Source organism: Streptomyces sp. enrichment culture, assembly GCF_964273145.1.
GTDB lineage: Bacteria > Actinomycetota > Actinomycetes > Streptomycetales > Streptomycetaceae > Streptomyces.
This window is the reverse complement of the sequence record NZ_OZ186873.1, coordinates 3,112,756-3,128,505: the sequence shown is the minus strand read 5'-3', so window position 1 is coordinate 3,128,505 and position 15,750 is coordinate 3,112,756. Positions and strand designations below refer to the sequence as shown.

Annotated in this window: 13 protein-coding genes, 1 tRNA gene and 1 other RNA gene; 7 read left to right on the top strand and 8 right to left on the bottom strand. The window is 76.6% G+C overall.

Annotated features, from left to right (window positions below; translation table 11 throughout):
- Window positions 1-87: 87 nt before the first annotated feature.
- The 4 genes from ACSU6Z_RS14100 to ACSU6Z_RS14085 form a co-directional block, all read right to left on the bottom strand.
- Window positions 88-1,089: an endonuclease/exonuclease/phosphatase family protein gene (locus tag ACSU6Z_RS14100; protein WP_437050303.1), complete on the bottom strand. Its 1,002-nt coding sequence runs from the start codon at window positions 1,087-1,089 to the stop codon at window positions 88-90.
- Between the two features lie 27 nt (window positions 1,090-1,116).
- Window positions 1,117-1,914: an alpha/beta fold hydrolase gene (locus tag ACSU6Z_RS14095; RefSeq protein ID WP_437045761.1), complete on the bottom strand. Its 798-nt coding sequence runs from the start codon at window positions 1,912-1,914 to the stop codon at window positions 1,117-1,119.
- 25 nt (window positions 1,915-1,939) lie between these two features.
- Window positions 1,940-2,881, bottom strand: a complete 942-nt coding sequence (locus ACSU6Z_RS14090; RefSeq protein ID WP_437045759.1) for a hypothetical protein — start codon at window positions 2,879-2,881, stop codon at window positions 1,940-1,942.
- 139 nt (window positions 2,882-3,020) lie between these two features.
- Complete coding sequence (locus ACSU6Z_RS14085; protein ID WP_437045758.1) at window positions 3,021-3,488, bottom strand: hypothetical protein; 468 nt, start codon at window positions 3,486-3,488, stop codon at window positions 3,021-3,023.
- 244 nt (window positions 3,489-3,732) lie between these two features.
- Between ACSU6Z_RS14085 and ACSU6Z_RS14080 the strand changes: the two genes are divergently transcribed.
- On the top strand, window positions 3,733-4,794 hold the full coding sequence (locus ACSU6Z_RS14080) for a hypothetical protein (RefSeq protein ID WP_437045756.1): 1,062 nt from the start codon (window positions 3,733-3,735) through the stop codon (window positions 4,792-4,794).
- Between the two features lie 93 nt (window positions 4,795-4,887).
- Here the strand turns inward: ACSU6Z_RS14080 and ACSU6Z_RS14075 are convergent, their stop codons facing one another.
- Window positions 4,888-5,157: a hypothetical protein gene (locus ACSU6Z_RS14075; protein WP_437045754.1), complete on the bottom strand. Its 270-nt coding sequence runs from the start codon at window positions 5,155-5,157 to the stop codon at window positions 4,888-4,890.
- Window positions 5,158-5,396: 239 nt separating this feature from the next.
- Between ACSU6Z_RS14075 and ACSU6Z_RS14070 the strand changes: the two genes are divergently transcribed.
- The 3 genes from ACSU6Z_RS14070 (at window position 5,397) to ACSU6Z_RS14060 (ending at window position 9,765) form a co-directional block, all read left to right on the top strand.
- The gene (locus tag ACSU6Z_RS14070) at window positions 5,397-6,197 is read left to right on the top strand and encodes a GAF and ANTAR domain-containing protein (RefSeq protein WP_437045753.1); all 801 of its coding nucleotides are present in this window, start codon (window positions 5,397-5,399) and stop codon (window positions 6,195-6,197) included.
- A gap of 301 nt (window positions 6,198-6,498) precedes the next feature.
- Window positions 6,499-7,722 (top strand): threonine--tRNA ligase, encoded by a 1,224-nt coding sequence (thrS, locus tag ACSU6Z_RS14065; protein WP_437045751.1) that lies wholly within the window; start codon window positions 6,499-6,501, stop codon window positions 7,720-7,722.
- Window positions 7,723-8,100: 378 nt separating this feature from the next.
- Window positions 8,101-9,765, top strand: coding sequence for a glycoside hydrolase family 13 protein (locus ACSU6Z_RS14060; RefSeq protein ID WP_437045749.1), 1,665 nt, complete (start codon window positions 8,101-8,103; stop codon window positions 9,763-9,765).
- Between the two features lie 212 nt (window positions 9,766-9,977).
- On the opposite strand, the gene ACSU6Z_RS14055 is transcribed toward ACSU6Z_RS14060, so the two are convergent.
- From ACSU6Z_RS14055 to ACSU6Z_RS14045, 3 genes are all read right to left on the bottom strand, one after another.
- On the bottom strand, window positions 9,978-10,349 hold the full coding sequence (locus ACSU6Z_RS14055; protein WP_437045747.1) for a hypothetical protein: 372 nt from the start codon (window positions 10,347-10,349) through the stop codon (window positions 9,978-9,980).
- 177 nt (window positions 10,350-10,526) lie between these two features.
- Window positions 10,527-11,246, bottom strand: coding sequence for a leucine-rich repeat domain-containing protein (locus ACSU6Z_RS14050; RefSeq protein WP_437045745.1), 720 nt, complete (start codon window positions 11,244-11,246; stop codon window positions 10,527-10,529).
- Between the two features lie 347 nt (window positions 11,247-11,593).
- Window positions 11,594-11,678, bottom strand: a tRNA-Ser gene (locus ACSU6Z_RS14045).
- Between the two features lie 72 nt (window positions 11,679-11,750).
- Between ACSU6Z_RS14045 and ffs the strand changes: the two genes are divergently transcribed.
- The 3 genes from ffs to purD all read left to right on the top strand — a co-directional run bounded on the left by ffs (window position 11,751) and on the right by purD (window position 15,728).
- Window positions 11,751-11,849: signal recognition particle sRNA small type (ffs, locus tag ACSU6Z_RS14040), an RNA gene on the top strand.
- 169 nt (window positions 11,850-12,018) lie between these two features.
- Window positions 12,019-14,334: a DNA polymerase III subunit gamma and tau gene (locus ACSU6Z_RS14035; protein WP_437045743.1), complete on the top strand. Its 2,316-nt coding sequence runs from the start codon at window positions 12,019-12,021 to the stop codon at window positions 14,332-14,334.
- Between the two features lie 131 nt (window positions 14,335-14,465).
- A complete protein-coding gene (gene purD / locus ACSU6Z_RS14030; protein WP_437045741.1) occupies window positions 14,466-15,728 on the top strand; it encodes a phosphoribosylamine--glycine ligase in 1,263 nt (420 codons plus the stop codon).
- Window positions 15,729-15,750 lie beyond the last annotated feature (22 nt).

The following is a 15,750-nucleotide window of genomic DNA, read 5'->3' as shown; positions in this document are numbered from 1 at the left end:
CGGCGGACCGCCCCCGTCCCCACCGCGGCGCGCCGCTCCCGGGCCCACCCGCCCGGGGCGGCGCGCCGCCGTCGTCGTACGGCCCGGTCAGTCCCGCCCGTGCAGGGTGAGGTCCACGGACACCGCGCGGTGGTCGGAGCCCGCGATGCCGAGGAAGCGGACACCGCGGACGGCGAAGTCCTCCGACACCAGCACGTGGTCGATCTGGACGCCGAACGCCGGGGCGGCCCGGGACGGCCAGGTGGGCGTCCGGCCGGCGCCGGCCAGTCGGGCGGCGTCGCGCAGCCCGGTGTCGAGGACGCGGCGGAAGGCGGCGTGGTCCCGGGTGGCGTTGAAGTCGCCGGCGAGGACGGTGGGGGTGCCGGTGTCCGCGGCGGCGGCGGCGCGCACCGCGTCCAGCTCCTCGCGCCAGAGGCCGACCTGGCCGGGCAGCGGGGGCATCGGGTGGGCGAGCTGGAGCCGTACGGGGTGCCCGCGCACGTCGGCGACGGCGCCCGGCATGCCCATCGTGGCGGGCACGCCGGCGGCGGCCCGCAGCGGGAAGCGGCCGAGGATGACGCTGCCCTCGGAGCCGCCGCCCTCGACGGCCCGGCGGTGGGGGTAGTCCGCCGCGAGGCCGCGGCGCAGCGCCGCGCCGCACGTGTACTCGCACTCCTGGACGAAGACGAGGTCCGGCTTCTCGCGGCGCACCGCCTCGATCAGCGCGCCGGTGCCCTGCCCGAACTCGACGTTCGAGGTCAGCACCCGCAGGTCGGCCACGGCGGGGCCGGCGGGGGCGCCGGCGGCCGTGCCGTACGGCCCGGTGAACCACGCCAGCAGCCCGAGCAGGGCCGCCCCCCACACCGTCCCGGTCCACCAGCGGGCGAGCAGCGCCACCACCAGTCCGGCGCCCGTGGGCACCAGCAGCCACGGCAGGAACGCGAGCAGCTGCGGCACCGGCGTGACGCCGTCGGTGCCGGCGGCCCGGCACCCGGCGACCGCGCTCACCGCGGCGAACAGCAGTCCGGCGCACCACGCCCCGAGCCGCCGCCCCCGCCGCGCGCCCGGAGCGGCCCCGGCCGTCATGCCCCCCGCCGCCGCGGTGCCCACGCCTCCCGCGCCCCCCACGCTCCCCCCTCAGGCCTTCGCGTCGACGCGGGCCAGGAACTCCTCCAGGGCCGCGTTGAACGTCCGCGGCCGTTCCAGGTTCGGCATGTGGGCCGCGCCCTCGACGACGCACAGGGTGGAGTCGGGCAGCAGCGCGTGCAGGGACTCGGCGCCGGAGACCGGGGTGTACTCGTCGTCGGCGCCCACGACGACCAGGGAGGGGACCGTGGCGCGGGCGAGCAGTTCGCGGTAGTCGCGGCGTTCGGCGCGGGCGCGCAGGGCCGCCGCGGCGCCCTCCGGGCGGGTGGCCGTCATCATGCGGTGGACGTGCGCCTTGACCGCCGGGTCCGCGTGCGGGGAGACCATCTTCTCCAGCACCTCGTCGGCGTACCCGCGCATGCCCTCGCGCAGCAGGCGGTCCGCCATCGCGTTGCGGACCCGCTTGCCCTCGGGGGTCTCGGCCACCGGGGAGGTGTCGGCCAGGACCAGTCCCCGGACGCGGCCGGGGAAGCGGCCGTAGCACTCCATCACGATCTGGCCGCCCATCGACAGCCCGGCCAGGACGCAGGACGTCACCCCCAGTTCGTCCAGCAGTGCCTCGACGTCCTCGGCGAACCGGGCGAAGTCCGTGAGGGCGGGGCCGGTCGGTGAGGCGCCGTAACCGCGCAGGTCGGGGGCGACGACCCGGCGGGAGGCCGAGAAGGCCTCGATCTGCGGAGCCCACATGGTGCGGTCGAAGGGGTGGCCGTGGACGAGGACGAGCGGGGTGGCCGAGGGGCCGGTCGCCTCGCCGTCGCGGTGGTCCTCGTATGCCGGAAGGGGTGCCATGAGGGTGACCCTAGGCGGGACCAACTCACGGCGGCAACGGAGTACTTGAAGTGCCCGGGGTGCTCGGAGCGGGCCCCGGTCCGGCGCCGGGGGGCGGGACCGGGCCGCCGGCGGCCGGGACACCGCGGCGCCGCGGGAGGCGGCCGGTCAGCCAGGAGGCCAGGGCCACGGCCAGACCGAGGACGGCCAGGAGCCAGGAGGCCGTGCGCAGGGTGGCGGTGAGGGCGTCGTACACGGCGGCCGCCGCGGGGCGGTGGGACGGGCCGGACAGGCCGGCGAGGGTGAGGCGGCGTCCGGCCGCGACGGCGAGGACGAGCAGCGCGCCGCCGAGGGCGGTGCCCAGGCCGGTGGCGGTGACCGCGCGGCGGCGGCAGGTGGCGGTGACGATGCCGGCGACGGCGAAGACGACGGCCGCGCAGGGCAGCCAGCGGGCCGCGACGTCGAGCACGCGCAGCCCCCTCCTCAGCCGGTCGGTCTCCGCGGTCGGCAGCACGGTGACCTCGGCGTGCCGGACCGGGATGCGGTGGGCGAACGGCATCCGCTCCCTGGCGAGTTCGTCCCTGACGCGGGCGGTGACCACGGCGAGGTCCACGGTGACCGGGCGGTCGCCCGCGGCCTCGGTGCGCACGGCGCGCAGCACGGCGCCGTGCACGGTGCGGTTGGCCGTGTCCCAGCCCGCGCGGAACGCCTCGGTCCGGGTGAACGACCGGGCCGCGTCCCGAACGAACGGCCCCATGGCGCCGCGCAGCGCACCGGCACCGGCCTCCCGGACGATCCCGTCCTCCAGCGCGTCGGCGACCGCCTCCCGTACGTCCGGGTCGGCGGCCAGCGGAGCCATCGCGGCGGTGTAGCGGCCGGTGTCGGCGAGGTCGTACGCCACCCAGGCCGCCAGCGTGCCGCACGGCACGAGCAGGGCGGCGAGGACGATCAGGACGGCCGACAGGAGGTTCCGCGGACGGGGGGACACCCTCCCAGGCAAGCCCCGGCGGGGCGGGCCGCGCGAGCGGCGGTACGGCGGACGGGCGTACCCGTCCGCCGGACGGGGGACGGACGGACGGGCGGTACGGGGGCGGACCCGGCCGGACGGCCGGACCCGTCCCTACCCGTCAGGCGGCGGGATGCCGCTTCGTGACCTCCCGCGTGTGGTAGCGGTAGAACAACGCGAGGGAGAGGCCCACGCCGACCGCCAACCCCGTGCCGGCGGACCCCAGCACGGTCGCCGTGACGGACTGGCTGTACAGGAAACCCACCGCGATCCCGGCGAACGCGCCCCAGGTCACGGCGCGCGCCTCGGGGTTCCGCCGCTGGGCCACCACGCGGGCGGCGGTGTACAGCGCCATGAACGCCAGCGCGGACAGGAGGCCGAACAACAGGTTCCAGGCGGTGACGGGGCCGCCGAAGCGGCGGTTGGTCGCGACCCAGCAACCGTAGATCAGCCCGAGCACGACGGGCACCGCCCACTTCGCGGCGGTGTGGACGCCTTCGCCGAAGACGTCGGGCGCCCGTCCGGGCGCCCGCCCGGGTGCGTCGCCGCGTCCGCTCCTCCCGCCGGAGGCGGGTGCCGTATGCGCCATGGGGACACTCCTCTCTCTCGCCCCCGCCTTCCAGCGCACACCGGGGGAGAACGGGCGGCAAGTCGGCGTGATGAGGGGGCGTCCGCGGGCGGCGCCCGCCCCGGCGGCGGCGCGACGGGCTCCGGCGCGGCGTTCCCGCCGCCCCCGGCAGGGGTGAGCGTCCACCGCTCGCCCCCCCTCTTCGCAGCCGCACCGGTTACCGTGCTGCCGTACGTGATCGCCACGTGACCGACAGGGGGAGGACATGCCCGGAACCGTGCTGCTGCTAGCGGCCTCACCCGTGGGCAGGGGACGCCTGGTGGACGCCGCCTCCGTGCTGCCCGTCCTCGCCGCCGTGCCGCCCTCCGTGCTGTCCGGCACGGAGGCCGCGACCGTCGTCGAGCTCGCCGACCCCCTGGAACCGCAGGCGGTGCTCACCAGGCTGCGCGCGGCCGCGGCGGCCCCCGGCCCGCTCACCGTCTATCTCGCCGGGCAACTCCAGCTGGACCGCCGCCAGCACCTGCCCCACCTCGCGCTGGCCCGCACCACCCCGTCCACCGTCCGCTACACCGCCCTGCCCTGGCACTGGATACGCGAGGAGCTGCGGCTGCGCCCGGCGGGCGCGACGACGCTGCTGCTGGACCTGCACGCGGACCGGGAGGCCTGGGAGTGGCTCGGCGCCCACCCCCTCGACTCGGGCCGCGGCAACGCCGTCTACGGGCGCGTCGCGCCACCGCCGGCCCGGCGCGGGGTGGCCGTGCCGACGTACATGCGGAGCGTGGCGACGATCCTGCGCAGCGGGTACCGGCCCCCGCTGGACCAGTTGCACCAGCACGCGCTGGCCCGCACCGCCGCCGAGGACCCCTCGCCCGGCCTGGTGCTGACCGCGCCCGGACCGATGCCGGGCGACCCGCACGCCGCCATCACCGCCGCCGTCCAGGCGGGCCGGCACGCCGACGCCGACGCGCTCGCCGCGCACCACGAGCGCGCCGCCCGGCAGGCGCACGGCGCGGCGTCGGAGGAGGCGCTGCACTGGGCCGAGGTCCGCGCCGATCTGGCGATGTTCGCCGGGGACCCGGTGCGCAGCTGCCGTACCTGGCTGGTGGTGGCCACCACCCGGCTCAACGCCGGTCAGGCGGCCGACGCGCCCGCCGTCGAGGCCGCCGCCGACCGGGCCCACCACCAGTGGGCGCAGATCCGCGACGCGTCCCGCGCCCGGGAGCTCGGCACCGCGCTGGCGGAGCTGCGGGGCCGGGTGCCCGGCCGCCGGGAGGGCGCGCTGGACCACGTGCGGCAGCAGCTGAGCCGGCTGCAGACCCAGCCCTGACCCGCGCCGCGCCGGAGCGGCGGCCGGCGGCGTCCCCGCCGCCCCGCCTCCCCGGCGGCCGCCGCGGGCGTCCCGGCCGCGGGCGCGGGCCCGCTACGGCCGCTTGGGCGCGCCGTCGGCCACGGAGGTGCCGGGCGTGTGCGCGGTGCGCGGGCCGGGGCCGGGGTCCGGCACCGGAACGGGGCCCGTGCTGGCCGCCAGGCCCAGGACGGCCACGGCGACGACGGCGGCGGCCAGGCCTCTGACGTACCGGTCGGCGGAACGGGTGCGGACGAGCACGGCGACCTCACAGCAACGGTCAAGTGCCGGTCGGCGGCGGGCGGCGGCGAACGGCAGGGGGTGGGGGGTGGTGAGAGGTGTCACGGGGTCGGGCGGGTGGGAGGCGGTGTCCGGCACGGTACTGGGCCGGACACACATGGTTCACCGTTGAACTTAGGGCCGGTGGCACCGGGCGGGCAAGGCGACGGGGGAGGGGGGCGGGTTTCGCCCCTGCGGCCACGGGTAGTCGGGGCTCGTCTCCGGGCAGGCGCGGCCGTCGGCGGTCCGTCCTGCCCCGGAGCCGTCGACGTTGCCGGCCGCGATGACCGAAGGAGGCGGTAGGCGTGCGTCCCAGGGACGACGACCGTCACGGTGAGCCGGGCGGCGACGGTCCCCGGCCGCCCGCAGACGGCACCGAACGGTACCCGGACCCGGCGGAACGGACCCTCGCCGCCGAGGCGATCGCCGAGGGCATGGGCGGCGCCGGACCCGGTGAGATCCCGGGGCGCCTGTGCGAGGTGGCGGTGAGGCTGCTGCCGGTGACCGGGGCGAGCGCGTCCCTGCGCGGCGACGGTGTCCCCGTCCAGCTGTGCGCCAGCAGCGACCTGGCCGCCTACCTGTCGGACGTCCAGGCGACGCTGGGGGAGGGGCCCTGCCTCCAGGCGGCCGAGACCGGCGGCCCCGTGCTCGCCCGCGACCTGACGACGGGTCCCGACGCCCGCCGCTGGCCGGTCTACGCCCAGTACGCGACGGCCGTCGGCGTGCGGGCGGTGTACGCGCTGCCGCTCGGCAACGACTCGGTGTGCGTGGGCACCCTCGACCTCTACCGCGACACCCCCGGCACCCTCACCGGCCCCCAGCTGCACACCGCGCGCCTGGTGGCCGCCGTCATGACGGTGGCCCTGATGGCGCTGCCGCACGGCGAGGAGTACGACGTCCAGGGCGGCGAGCCCTGGCTGAGCGGCCTGGCCGCCGGGCACGACGAGGTCTACCGGGCCGTCGGCATGATCATGGCCCAGCTCGGCGTGGGCGCCGACGAGGCCCTGGCCCGCCTGCGGGCCCACGCCTTCGCCCACGGCCGCACCGCCCACGACGTGGCCCGGGACGTGGTGACGCACCGGGAGCGCTTCGAGCGGGACCGGTAGGACCGGCGAAGCCGGCAGGACGGCGGGCCCGCACGGTCCGGAGGGCGCCTGGGAAGCCCGGCCGCCCGTCCGGGCCGGTCCTCCGGTGCCCCGGGAAATCCGTCGCGCTCCCGCCGCCCCGGCGCTACCGTCGTCCCATGCAGCCCGTCGCGCCCGTTCGCCCGTTCCCGACGACGACGCCGGAGAGTGTCCCGGCGCGCTGACGGCTGATCCTTCGACATCCGAAGCCCCGGGGTGAGCGCCCCGGGGCTTCGTCGCGTGGTGCTCGCCCTCCCCGTACCCGGCTTGTGAGGAGCTCACCATGCACGACCACCGACGCCTCGGCCGCGACCTCGGCCTGTTCGACACCGACCCCCTGATGGGCGCGGGGCTGCCGTACTGGCTGCCCGACGGCGCCGTCGTCCGCCACGCCCTGGAGGAGTACGTCCGCGAGGCGGAGCTGCGCGCCGGGTACCGGCACGTGTACTCGCCGGTCCTCGGCAAGCGCGAACTGTACGAGATCTCCGGGCACTGGGACCTGTACCGCGACGACATGTTCCCGCCGATGAGACTCGGTGCCGAGGAGGTCGTCCTGCGCCCCGGCCTGTGCCCCCACCACGCCCTCGTCTACCGCTCCCGTGCTCGCAGCCACCGCGAACTTCCCCTGCGAATCGCCGAGTTGGGCGCCATGTACCGCTCCGAGCCCTCCGGTGTGCTCGGCGGTCTGACCCGGGTGCGGGCCATTCACCTCAACGACGCTCACATCTTCTGCACCGCCGAGCAGGCGGCCGGCGAGGTCCGGGCGGCGCTCGGCCTGATCCGCCGCGCCTACGCCGACCTCGGCATCCGAGCCGCCCGCTACCGGCTCTCCCTGCCGGGGCCCGGTGGCAAGTACGTCGCCGATCCGGAGCTGTGGCGGCGGGCCACCGCCCTGCTGGAGGAGGCGCTGGAGGAAGCGGACGGGCTGCCGTACGAGGCCGCCGAGGGGGAGGCCGCCTTCTACGGACCCAAGATCGACGTGCAGATCGCGGACGCCGCCGGACGCGAGACCACCCTGTCCACCATCCAGGTCGACTTCCACCAGCCCGCGCGCTTCGGCCTGCGGTACACCGATGCCGGCGGACGCCGGCGCCGGCCGGTCATGGTGCACCGCAGCGTCGTCGGCAGCGTGGAGCGGGCGGTCGCGCACCTGATCGAGGTGCACGGCGGCGCCTTCCCGGTGTGGCTGGCGCCCGTGCAGCTGGTGGTGCTGCCGGTCGGCGAGGCGCAGGAGGGACGGGCGTACGAGCTGGTGCGCGAGGCCCTCGCCCTGGGACTGCGGGCCGAGGTCGCCGGGCCCGGGCGGGGCACCCTGGGCGCCCGCGTCCGGGCGGCGCGGCTGGTGCCGTACCAGGCGGTGATCGGGGAGCGGGAGGCCGCCGGCGACCTGGTGGCCGTACGGCTGCGGGACGGGCGGCGGCCGGGAGGGGTGGCCGGCGCGGAACTGCTGCGGCGGGTCGCGGAACGGGCGCGGGACCGGGGCGGGGAGCTGTGGGAACCCGCGTAGGGCCGCGAGGAGGTGCCGCGGGCGCCCGGTCCCGCGACGGCGCGTGGTGACGCGTCCCGCCATGGACGGGCGGATCCTCCTGCGAGGCGGGCAGCGCCAGGGGCGGGGGCGGCGGACGGTGGGGGACGCGCGGACCGGCCGTACCGGGGGTGGGCGTCCGGGGAATCGCCGGCCCCGCCGGCCCCACGAGCCGCGTCCAGCTCCGTGGCGTGTGACGCGGTCACCCCGGGCCGCCTGCGGCGATGCCGAGAACCGTGCATGATCCGCGCGGTTCCGTCGCTTTGGGACCGATCCGTTCCGATCGGTGCGCGTGTTCACTTTTCCGGTCTTCTGGACAGATTTCATGCTGTCGCCCGCACGCACCGCAGAGGAGGCCGCGTGACCGTCCGCACCCCCACGCCCGACCTGTCGTCCAAGGACCCCCACTGGTGGCGGCAGGCCGTCGTCTACCAGATCTACCCGCGCAGTTTCGCCGACGCCGACGGCGACGGGCTCGGTGACCTCCGCGGCATCACCCGGCGCCTGTCCCACCTGGCCGCCCTCGGCGTCGACGCCCTCTGGCTCAGCCCCTTCTACCCCTCCGAACTCGCCGACGGCGGCTACGACGTCGAGGACCACCGGGACGTCGACCCGCGCCTGGGCACCCTGGACGACTTCGACGCCCTGGCGGCCGAGGCCCACCGCCTCGGCCTGAAGGTGATCGTCGACCTCGTCCCCAACCACACCTCGCACCGCCACGCGTGGTTCCGGGAGGCCCTGAGCGCCGGGCCGGGCTCCGCCGCCCGCGACCGGTACGTCTTCCGGGACGGCCGCGGCGCGCGCGGCGAACTCCCGCCCACCGACTGGCAGTCCGTCTTCGGCGGCAGCGCCTGGCGGCGGGTGCCCGACGGGCAGTGGTACCTGCACCTGTTCGCCCCCGAGCAGCCCGACCTGAACTGGGGGAACGAGCAGGTCCGCGCCGACTTCCGCACCACCCTGAGGTTCTGGGCCGACCGCGGTGTCGACGGCTTCCGCGTCGACGTCGCCCACGCCCTCGCCAAGGACCTGAGCGAACCGCTGCGCGACCTGGGCGCCCACGGGACGGGCGGCGAGGAGGCGCTGACCGGGTTCGAGCCGGGCACCCACCCCTTCTACGACCGCGACGAGGTCCACGAGATCTACCGCGACTGGCGGAAGATCCTCGACGCCTACACCCCGCCCCGCACGGCCGTCGCCGAGGCGTGGGTGCCGGGTGCCCGCCGCGCGCTGTACGCCCGCCCCGACGAACTGGGGCAGGCGTTCAACTTCGAGTACCTGCAAGCGGGCTGGGACGCGGACGAACTGCGTCGCCTCATCACCGGGTCGCTCGCCGACGCGGCGGCCGCCGGGGCGTCGGCGACCTGGGTGCTGTCCAACCACGACGTCGTCCGCCACACCTCCCGCCTGATGCTGCCGCCGGGCACGGACGCCGACGCCTGGCTGCTGTCCGGCGGCCGCGTCCCGGCGGTCGACGAGGCGGCCGGCCTGCGCCGGGCCCGCGCCGCGACCCTGCTGATGCTGGCCCTGCCCGGCTCGGCCTACCTCTACCAGGGCGAGGAGCTCGGCCTGCCCGAGGTGGCCGACCTGCCCGCCGAGGTGCTCCAGGACCCGATCTGGGAGCAGACCGGGCACGTCCGCAAGGGCCGCGACGGCTGCCGGGTGCCGCTGCCGTGGACGACGACCGGGCCGTCGTACGGCTTCGGACCGGGCGGCTCCTGGCTGCCGCAGCCCCCCGGCTTCGCCGCGTACGCCGTCGAGGCCCAGGACGGGGTGGCGGGCTCCACCCTGGAGCTGTACCGCACCGCCCTGCGGCTGCGCCGCAAACTGCTCGACGGCGAGACGCTGACCTGGTCCGACGACGTGCCCCCGGGCGTGCTCCGGTTCGACCGCTCCGGCCGCTGGCGCTGCGTCGCCAACCTGTCCGGCGAACCGGTGCCGCTGCCCGCGGGGGAGGTGCTGCTGACCAGCGCGCCCCTGGAGGACGGACGGCTGGGCCCGGACACGACGGCCTGGCTGGCCCTGTAGGGCCCGGCGAGCCCCGCCGGCGGCCGCCGCCCGGCCGGTCCCGCCGGTGGTCCGCGGGAGCCGACCGGTCCCACCGGTGGTCCGCGGGGACCGGCCGGTCCCGTCAGGGGCCTGCGGGGGCCGGGACGAACCGTCCGCCGCGTCCCGTCCGCCGCGTCACCGCTCCGGGACACGGCGGACGGTCCCCGGCGGCCGGACGGCCGCCGGACGCGTCAGCCGCTCGGCTCCGGGGCGCCGGGGGCCGGCTGGGGGTGACCGGCGGACTCCAGCAGCGGCGCCGCGTGCCGCTCGGGGCGATGGGTGCCCTCCGCCGGCACCCGGCTGCGGGGCGCGTCGGGGGCCCCGGAGAGGGGGACGGGCCGCCGCGCCACGAGCCGGCCGACCCAGCGCCGCCCGCAGTACGGGCACGGGGGTGCCCCTTCGAGGGTGTACGGGGACGGCACGGCGGCGTTGTCCCGGGAGAAGTACTCCCATTCGTCCCCGTGGCCGTCGAGGTGGCGCTGGACGTCGTAGTCGGCGCTCCAGCGGTGCCAGCACGACCCGCAGGTGAACTCGACACGTTCCACGGCAAGCTCGGTGATCACTGCGGCACACCTCCGATCGGACGGACGGACGTCGGTCGCTCCGGACGGAAGACGGCTCCCCGGGACCGGGCCCGCGGGGACCGTCGGTCAACGCTTTACCTCCGTCGCCCCGGCCTTGACAAGTGGCCCCCCGCACCACCGCCCGGCTCCGGACGGCCGGACCGGGCGGAGCCCTGCTCACAGCAGCACGAAACACCCCCGCCGCCGCAACCCGGACATCGTCGCCGGGGAGGGCTCGCACGCGTTCCAGCGCAGGTCCAGCTTCTCCAGCGAGGGCAGGCCGACGACCCAGTCCGGCACCTGGGTCAGGCGGTTGCCGCGCACGTCGAGCTGACGCAGCCGGGGCAGGCCGGCCAGCGCCCGGGGCAGCTCGGTGAGCGCGTTGTCCCGCAGGTCCAGGTGCCGCAGCTCCCGCAGACCGGCCACGGACGACGGCAGACCGCCGATCGCGTTGCCGCGGAGCCACAGTTCCCGAAGGCCGCGGAGGCTCCCGACGCCCTCGGGCAGGGTGGTCAGCCGGTTGTGCTGCGCCCGCAGCTCGATCAGCGCGCTCATCCGGCCGACGGCCTCGGGCAGGGCGGTGAGGGCGTTCCCGCCGACGTTGAGGTAGCGCAGCCGCGTCAGGTTCCCCAGGGAGCCGGGGAGCCGGGACAGCCGGTTGCCGTGCAGGTAGAGGCAGTCGCTCAGGCCGGTCAGGTCACCCAGCTCGTCGGGGACGGAGGCGAGGCGGTTGTGCCCGAGGTCCAGGGTGGTCAGCCGGCGCAGCCGGCCGATCCGCGGCGGAAGGTCCGTGAGCCCGTTGTCCGCGAGGATCAGCACCTCCAGATCGGTCCGTTCCCAGACCGACTCGGGTACCTCCCCCAGCTGCCGACGCCAGAGATCCAGTACACGCGGCACGCCCCGCTCCCCTCCCCACCGGTCCTCGACGCCACGGGCAGGGCGGACCGGCGAACCACTGAAAGCTACAAGGAGGTTGGCCCCGGACCGGGGACGCGGAAGCGCCGTACGATCGGCGGATCAGGACGAGTGCCCCTGCCCCCGGCGCGCGAGCAGCCGCGCCCCGGGGAGCCGGCCGGAGCGGAGCCCCCTCCCGGGCAGGTCTTCGTGATCGGACGTGACCGAGCACGGTCGAGCCTGGTCGGACATGACCGGGCGCGGCCGGGAACAACCGAGCACGTCACATACGAAGACGAGCCGGACCACGTGAAGTGGTCCGGCTCGTCATTCCGCCGGTTCGGCGGCTGCGGAGGATACGAGATTCGAACTCGTGAGGGGTTGCCCCCAACACGCTTTCCAAGCGTGCGCCCTAGGCCTCTAGGCGAATCCTCCGCCGAGAACATTACATGACGCCGGGGAGTGCTCGCGAACTCGTTCCGGGCCCGCGGAATCGGGTAACCTGTGGGAAGCCCCTCACGCGGCGCTATCTGACTGAACTCCCCCAGGGCCGGAAGGCAGCAAGGGTAGGTCGGCTCTGGCGGGTGCGTGGGGGGCGCTTCCGTTTCCGGGGCGTTCCCCGGACCGGACCCGGCGGACCCGGCGGGGCGGGCCCGGGGCCGGACGGCCGGCCGAGGAAACGGCCGAGCGGTCGGCCGAGGGGAGGACAAGCCCCTGACCAGGGGCGCAGCCGAGGCCCGGCCGGTTGTCGGCGGGCGCCTATAACCTCGTAGGCGTGTCGTCTCTCGCGCTCTACCGCCGCTACCGCCCGGAGTCCTTCGCCGAGGTCATCGGGCAGGAGCATGTCACCGACCCGCTGCAGCAGGCGCTGCGGAACAACCGGGTCAATCACGCGTACCTGTTCAGCGGTCCGCGCGGCTGCGGCAAGACGACGAGCGCGCGGATCCTGGCCCGCTGCCTGAACTGTGAGCAAGGTCCCACGCCGACGCCGTGCGGCGACTGCCAGTCGTGCCGGGACCTGGCGCGCAACGGCCCCGGTTCCATCGACGTCATCGAGATCGACGCCGCCTCGCACGGTGGTGTGGACGACGCCCGCGACCTGAGGGAGAAGGCGTTCTTCGGCCCCGCCCGCAGCCGGTACAAGATCTACATCATCGACGAGGCCCACATGGTCACGTCGGCCGGCTTCAACGCCCTGCTCAAGGTGGTCGAGGAGCCGCCGGAGCACCTGAAGTTCATCTTCGCCACCACCGAGCCCGAGAAGGTCATCGGGACCATCCGGTCGCGGACCCACCACTACCCCTTCCGGCTCGTGCCGCCCGGCACCCTGCGGGACTACCTCTCCCAGGTGTGCGAGCAGGAGGACATCCCCGTCGAGGACGGCGTGCTCCCGCTCGTCGTGCGGGCGGGCGCCGGTTCCGTACGGGACTCCATGTCCGTCATGGACCAGCTGCTCGCGGGCGCCGGCGCCGAGGGCGTGACGTACGCCATGGCCACCGCCCTGCTCGGCTACACGGACGGCTCGCTGCTGGACTCCGTCGTCGAGGCGTTCGCCTCCGGGGACGGGGCGGCGGCCTTCGAGGTCGTCGACCGCGTCATCGAGAGCGGCAACGACCCGCGGCGCTTCGTCGCCGACCTGCTGGAGCGGCTCCGCGACCTGGTGATCCTGTCCGCCGTGCCGGACGCGGGGGAGAAGGGGCTCATCGACGCCCCGGCGGACGTCGTCGAGCGGATGCAGGCCCAGGCGAGGTCCTTCGGCGCCGCCGAGCTGAGCCGCGCCGCCGACCTCGTCAACCAGGGGCTCACCGAGATGCGGGGAACCACCTCCCCCCGCCTCCAGCTCGAACTGATCTGCGCGCGCGTGCTGCTGCCGGCGGCCTACGGCGACGAGCGGTCGGTGATGGCCCGCCTCGACCGGATCGAGCGCGGTGTGCACTTCTCCGCGGGCGCCGGCGCCCCCGCGGCGGGGTACGTGCCGGGCCCCGGGGCCCACGGGGGCGACGCCGCCGTTCCGGTTCCGCCGGGCGGCGGACCAGCCGCGGCCCGGGCGGCGGTGCGCGCTTCCGGCGCGCCGGCCGCCGCCGCGCCCGCGGGTCCCGGTGCGGCCGGTGCGCCGGCCGCCGCTTCCGGCCCGTCCGCCCCCGCCCCCGCGGGGCAGGCCTCCCGGCCGCCGGCCGCTGCCGCACCCGCGCCGGCCGCCCCCGCCCCGGCCCCCGCCGCCCCCGTACCTCCCGCGCCCGCCCCCGCGTCACCGGCCGCTGCCTCCCCCGTGCCCGGTGCCTGGCCCACGGCCGCCGCCGCCGGCAGCGGACGCCGGCCCGGCGGCTGGCCCACGGCGGCGCCCGCGGGCGGCGGACAGCAACCCCCGGCGCCCGCCTCGCCCACCCCGCCCGCTTCCCGTCCCGTTCCCGCCTCCGCGCCGCCGGCCGGCCCGGTCGCCCCGGCCTCCCCGGCCCCGGGCGGCCTCGACCCCCGCTCGCTCTGGCCGGACATCCTGGAGGCGGTCAAGAACCGCCGCCGGTTCACCTGGATCCTGCTCAGCCAGAACGCCCAGGTGACCGGCTTCGACGGCACGACCCTCCAGCTCGGCTTCGTCAACGCCGGGGCCCGGGACAACTTCCTGAGCAGCGGCAGCGAGGACGTGCTGCGCCAGGCGCTGGCCGAACAGTTCCACGTCCAGTGGAAGATCGAGGCGGTCGTCGACCCCTCCGGCGGCTCGGCGCCGCCGCCCGCCGGTCCCCCGGGGTCCACCGGCGGCCACGGCGCGGGCGGTGCCGCTCCGGGCGGCGCCGGCGGCTACGGCGGCGGCACGCCCTCGCCCGCACAGCGGCCGGCCCCCCCGCCCCCGCCGCCCGCCTCGTTCCCCTCGTCCTCCCCGGCACCCGCGCCGGCCGCGCCGCAGGCACCCGCCCCCTCCCGTGCCTCCGCTCCCGCACCCGTGCCCCCGGCACCGGAGCCGCCCCCCGTCTCCCCCGAGGACGACATCCCCGAGGACGACGACCCCGACCTCGACGAGTCGGCCCTCTCCGGCAAGGAACTGATCGTGCGGGAGCTGGGCGCGACGGTCGTGGAGGAGATCGCGCACGAATAGCGGACGGGCGGGGGACGGACCGGGGAGGACGGGGAGGGGAGACCTTCTCGGAGGAACCCACAAACAACCGTCCCCCACCCCCTCGGCGGCCCGCACAAACCGTGCCGCCCCCCTGCCGTTAGGCTGACCCCGTGAAGGTCCTCGTCATCGGCGGCGGCGCCCGCGAACACGCCCTGTGCCGCTCCCTGTCCCTCGACCCCGACGTCACCGCGCTGCACTGCGCACCCGGCAACGCCGGCATCGCCGAGGTCGCCGAGTTGCACCAGGTCGACGCCCTCGACGGCAAGGCCGTGACCGCGCTGGCCACCGGGCTCGGTGCCGAGCTGGTCGTGGTCGGCCCGGAGGCGCCGCTCGTCGCCGGGGTCGCCGACGCCGTGCGCGAGGCGGGCATCCCGGTCTTCGGGCCCTCCGCGCGGGCCGCGCGGCTGGAGGGCTCCAAGGCCTTCGCCAAGGACGTCATGGCGGCGGCCGGAGTACCCACCGCCCGCTCGTACGTCTGCACGACCGCGGAGGAGGTCGCCGCGGCCCTCGACGCCTTCGGCGCCCCGTACGTCGTCAAGGACGACGGGCTCGCCGCGGGCAAGGGCGTCGTCGTGACCTCCGACCTCGAAGCCGCCAAGGCGCACGCGGCGGCCTGCGACCGGGTGGTCGTCGAGGAGTACCTCGACGGGCCGGAGGTGTCCCTGTTCGCCGTCACCGACGGCGAGACGGTCCGTCCGCTCCAGCCCGCCCAGGACTTCAAGCGCGCGCTCGACGGCGACGAGGGTCCCAACACCGGCGGCATGGGCGCGTACTCGCCGCTGCCGTGGGCCGACCCGAAGCTGGTCGACGAGGTCGTGGAGACGGTCCTGCAGCCGACCGTCGACGAGATGCGCCGTCGCGGCACCCCGTTCTCCGGGCTGCTCTACGCCGGACTCGCGATCACCTCCCGCGGTGTGCGCGTGATCGAGTTCAACGCCCGGTTCGGCGACCCCGAGACGCAGGTCGTGCTCGCCCGGCTGAGGACCCCGCTGGCCGGCCTGCTGATGGCCGCCGCCACCGGCAACCTCGCCGACCTGGAACCCCTGCGCTGGAGCGACGAGGCAGCGGTCACCGTGGTCGTCGCCTCGCACAACTACCCCGGCACCCCGCGCACCGGCGACCCGATCACCGGCCTGGACGAGGTCGCGGCGCAGGACGCCCCGCACGCGTACGTCCTGCACGCGGGCACCCGGCGCGAGGGCGACGCGGTCGTCAGCGCGGGCGGTCGCGTCCTGTCGGTGACGGCCACCGGCAAGGACCTCGGCGAGGCCCGCGACCGCGCCTACCGGGCCGTCTCCCGCATCCGCCTCGACGGCTCCCGGCACCGCACGGACATCGCGGCGAAGGCGGCAGAGGCGGCAGCCGGCGCATAGGCCAGGGCCACCGGGCCCCAAG

What these genes read in the sequence shown, in the direction of transcription:
- ACSU6Z_RS14095 (WP_437045761.1), bottom strand. Translation starts at nt 1,914, where the DNA reads ATGGCACCCCTTCCGGCATACGAGGACCACCGCGACGGCGAGGCGACC.
- ACSU6Z_RS14080 (WP_437045756.1), top strand. Translation starts at nt 3,733, where the DNA reads ATGCCCGGAACCGTGCTGCTGCTAGCGGCCTCACCCGTGGGCAGGGGA.
- thrS (WP_437045751.1), top strand. Translation starts at nt 6,499, where the DNA reads ATGCACGACCACCGACGCCTCGGCCGCGACCTCGGCCTGTTCGACACC.
- ACSU6Z_RS14085 (WP_437045758.1), bottom strand. Translation starts at nt 3,488, where the DNA reads ATGGCGCATACGGCACCCGCCTCCGGCGGGAGGAGCGGACGCGGCGAC.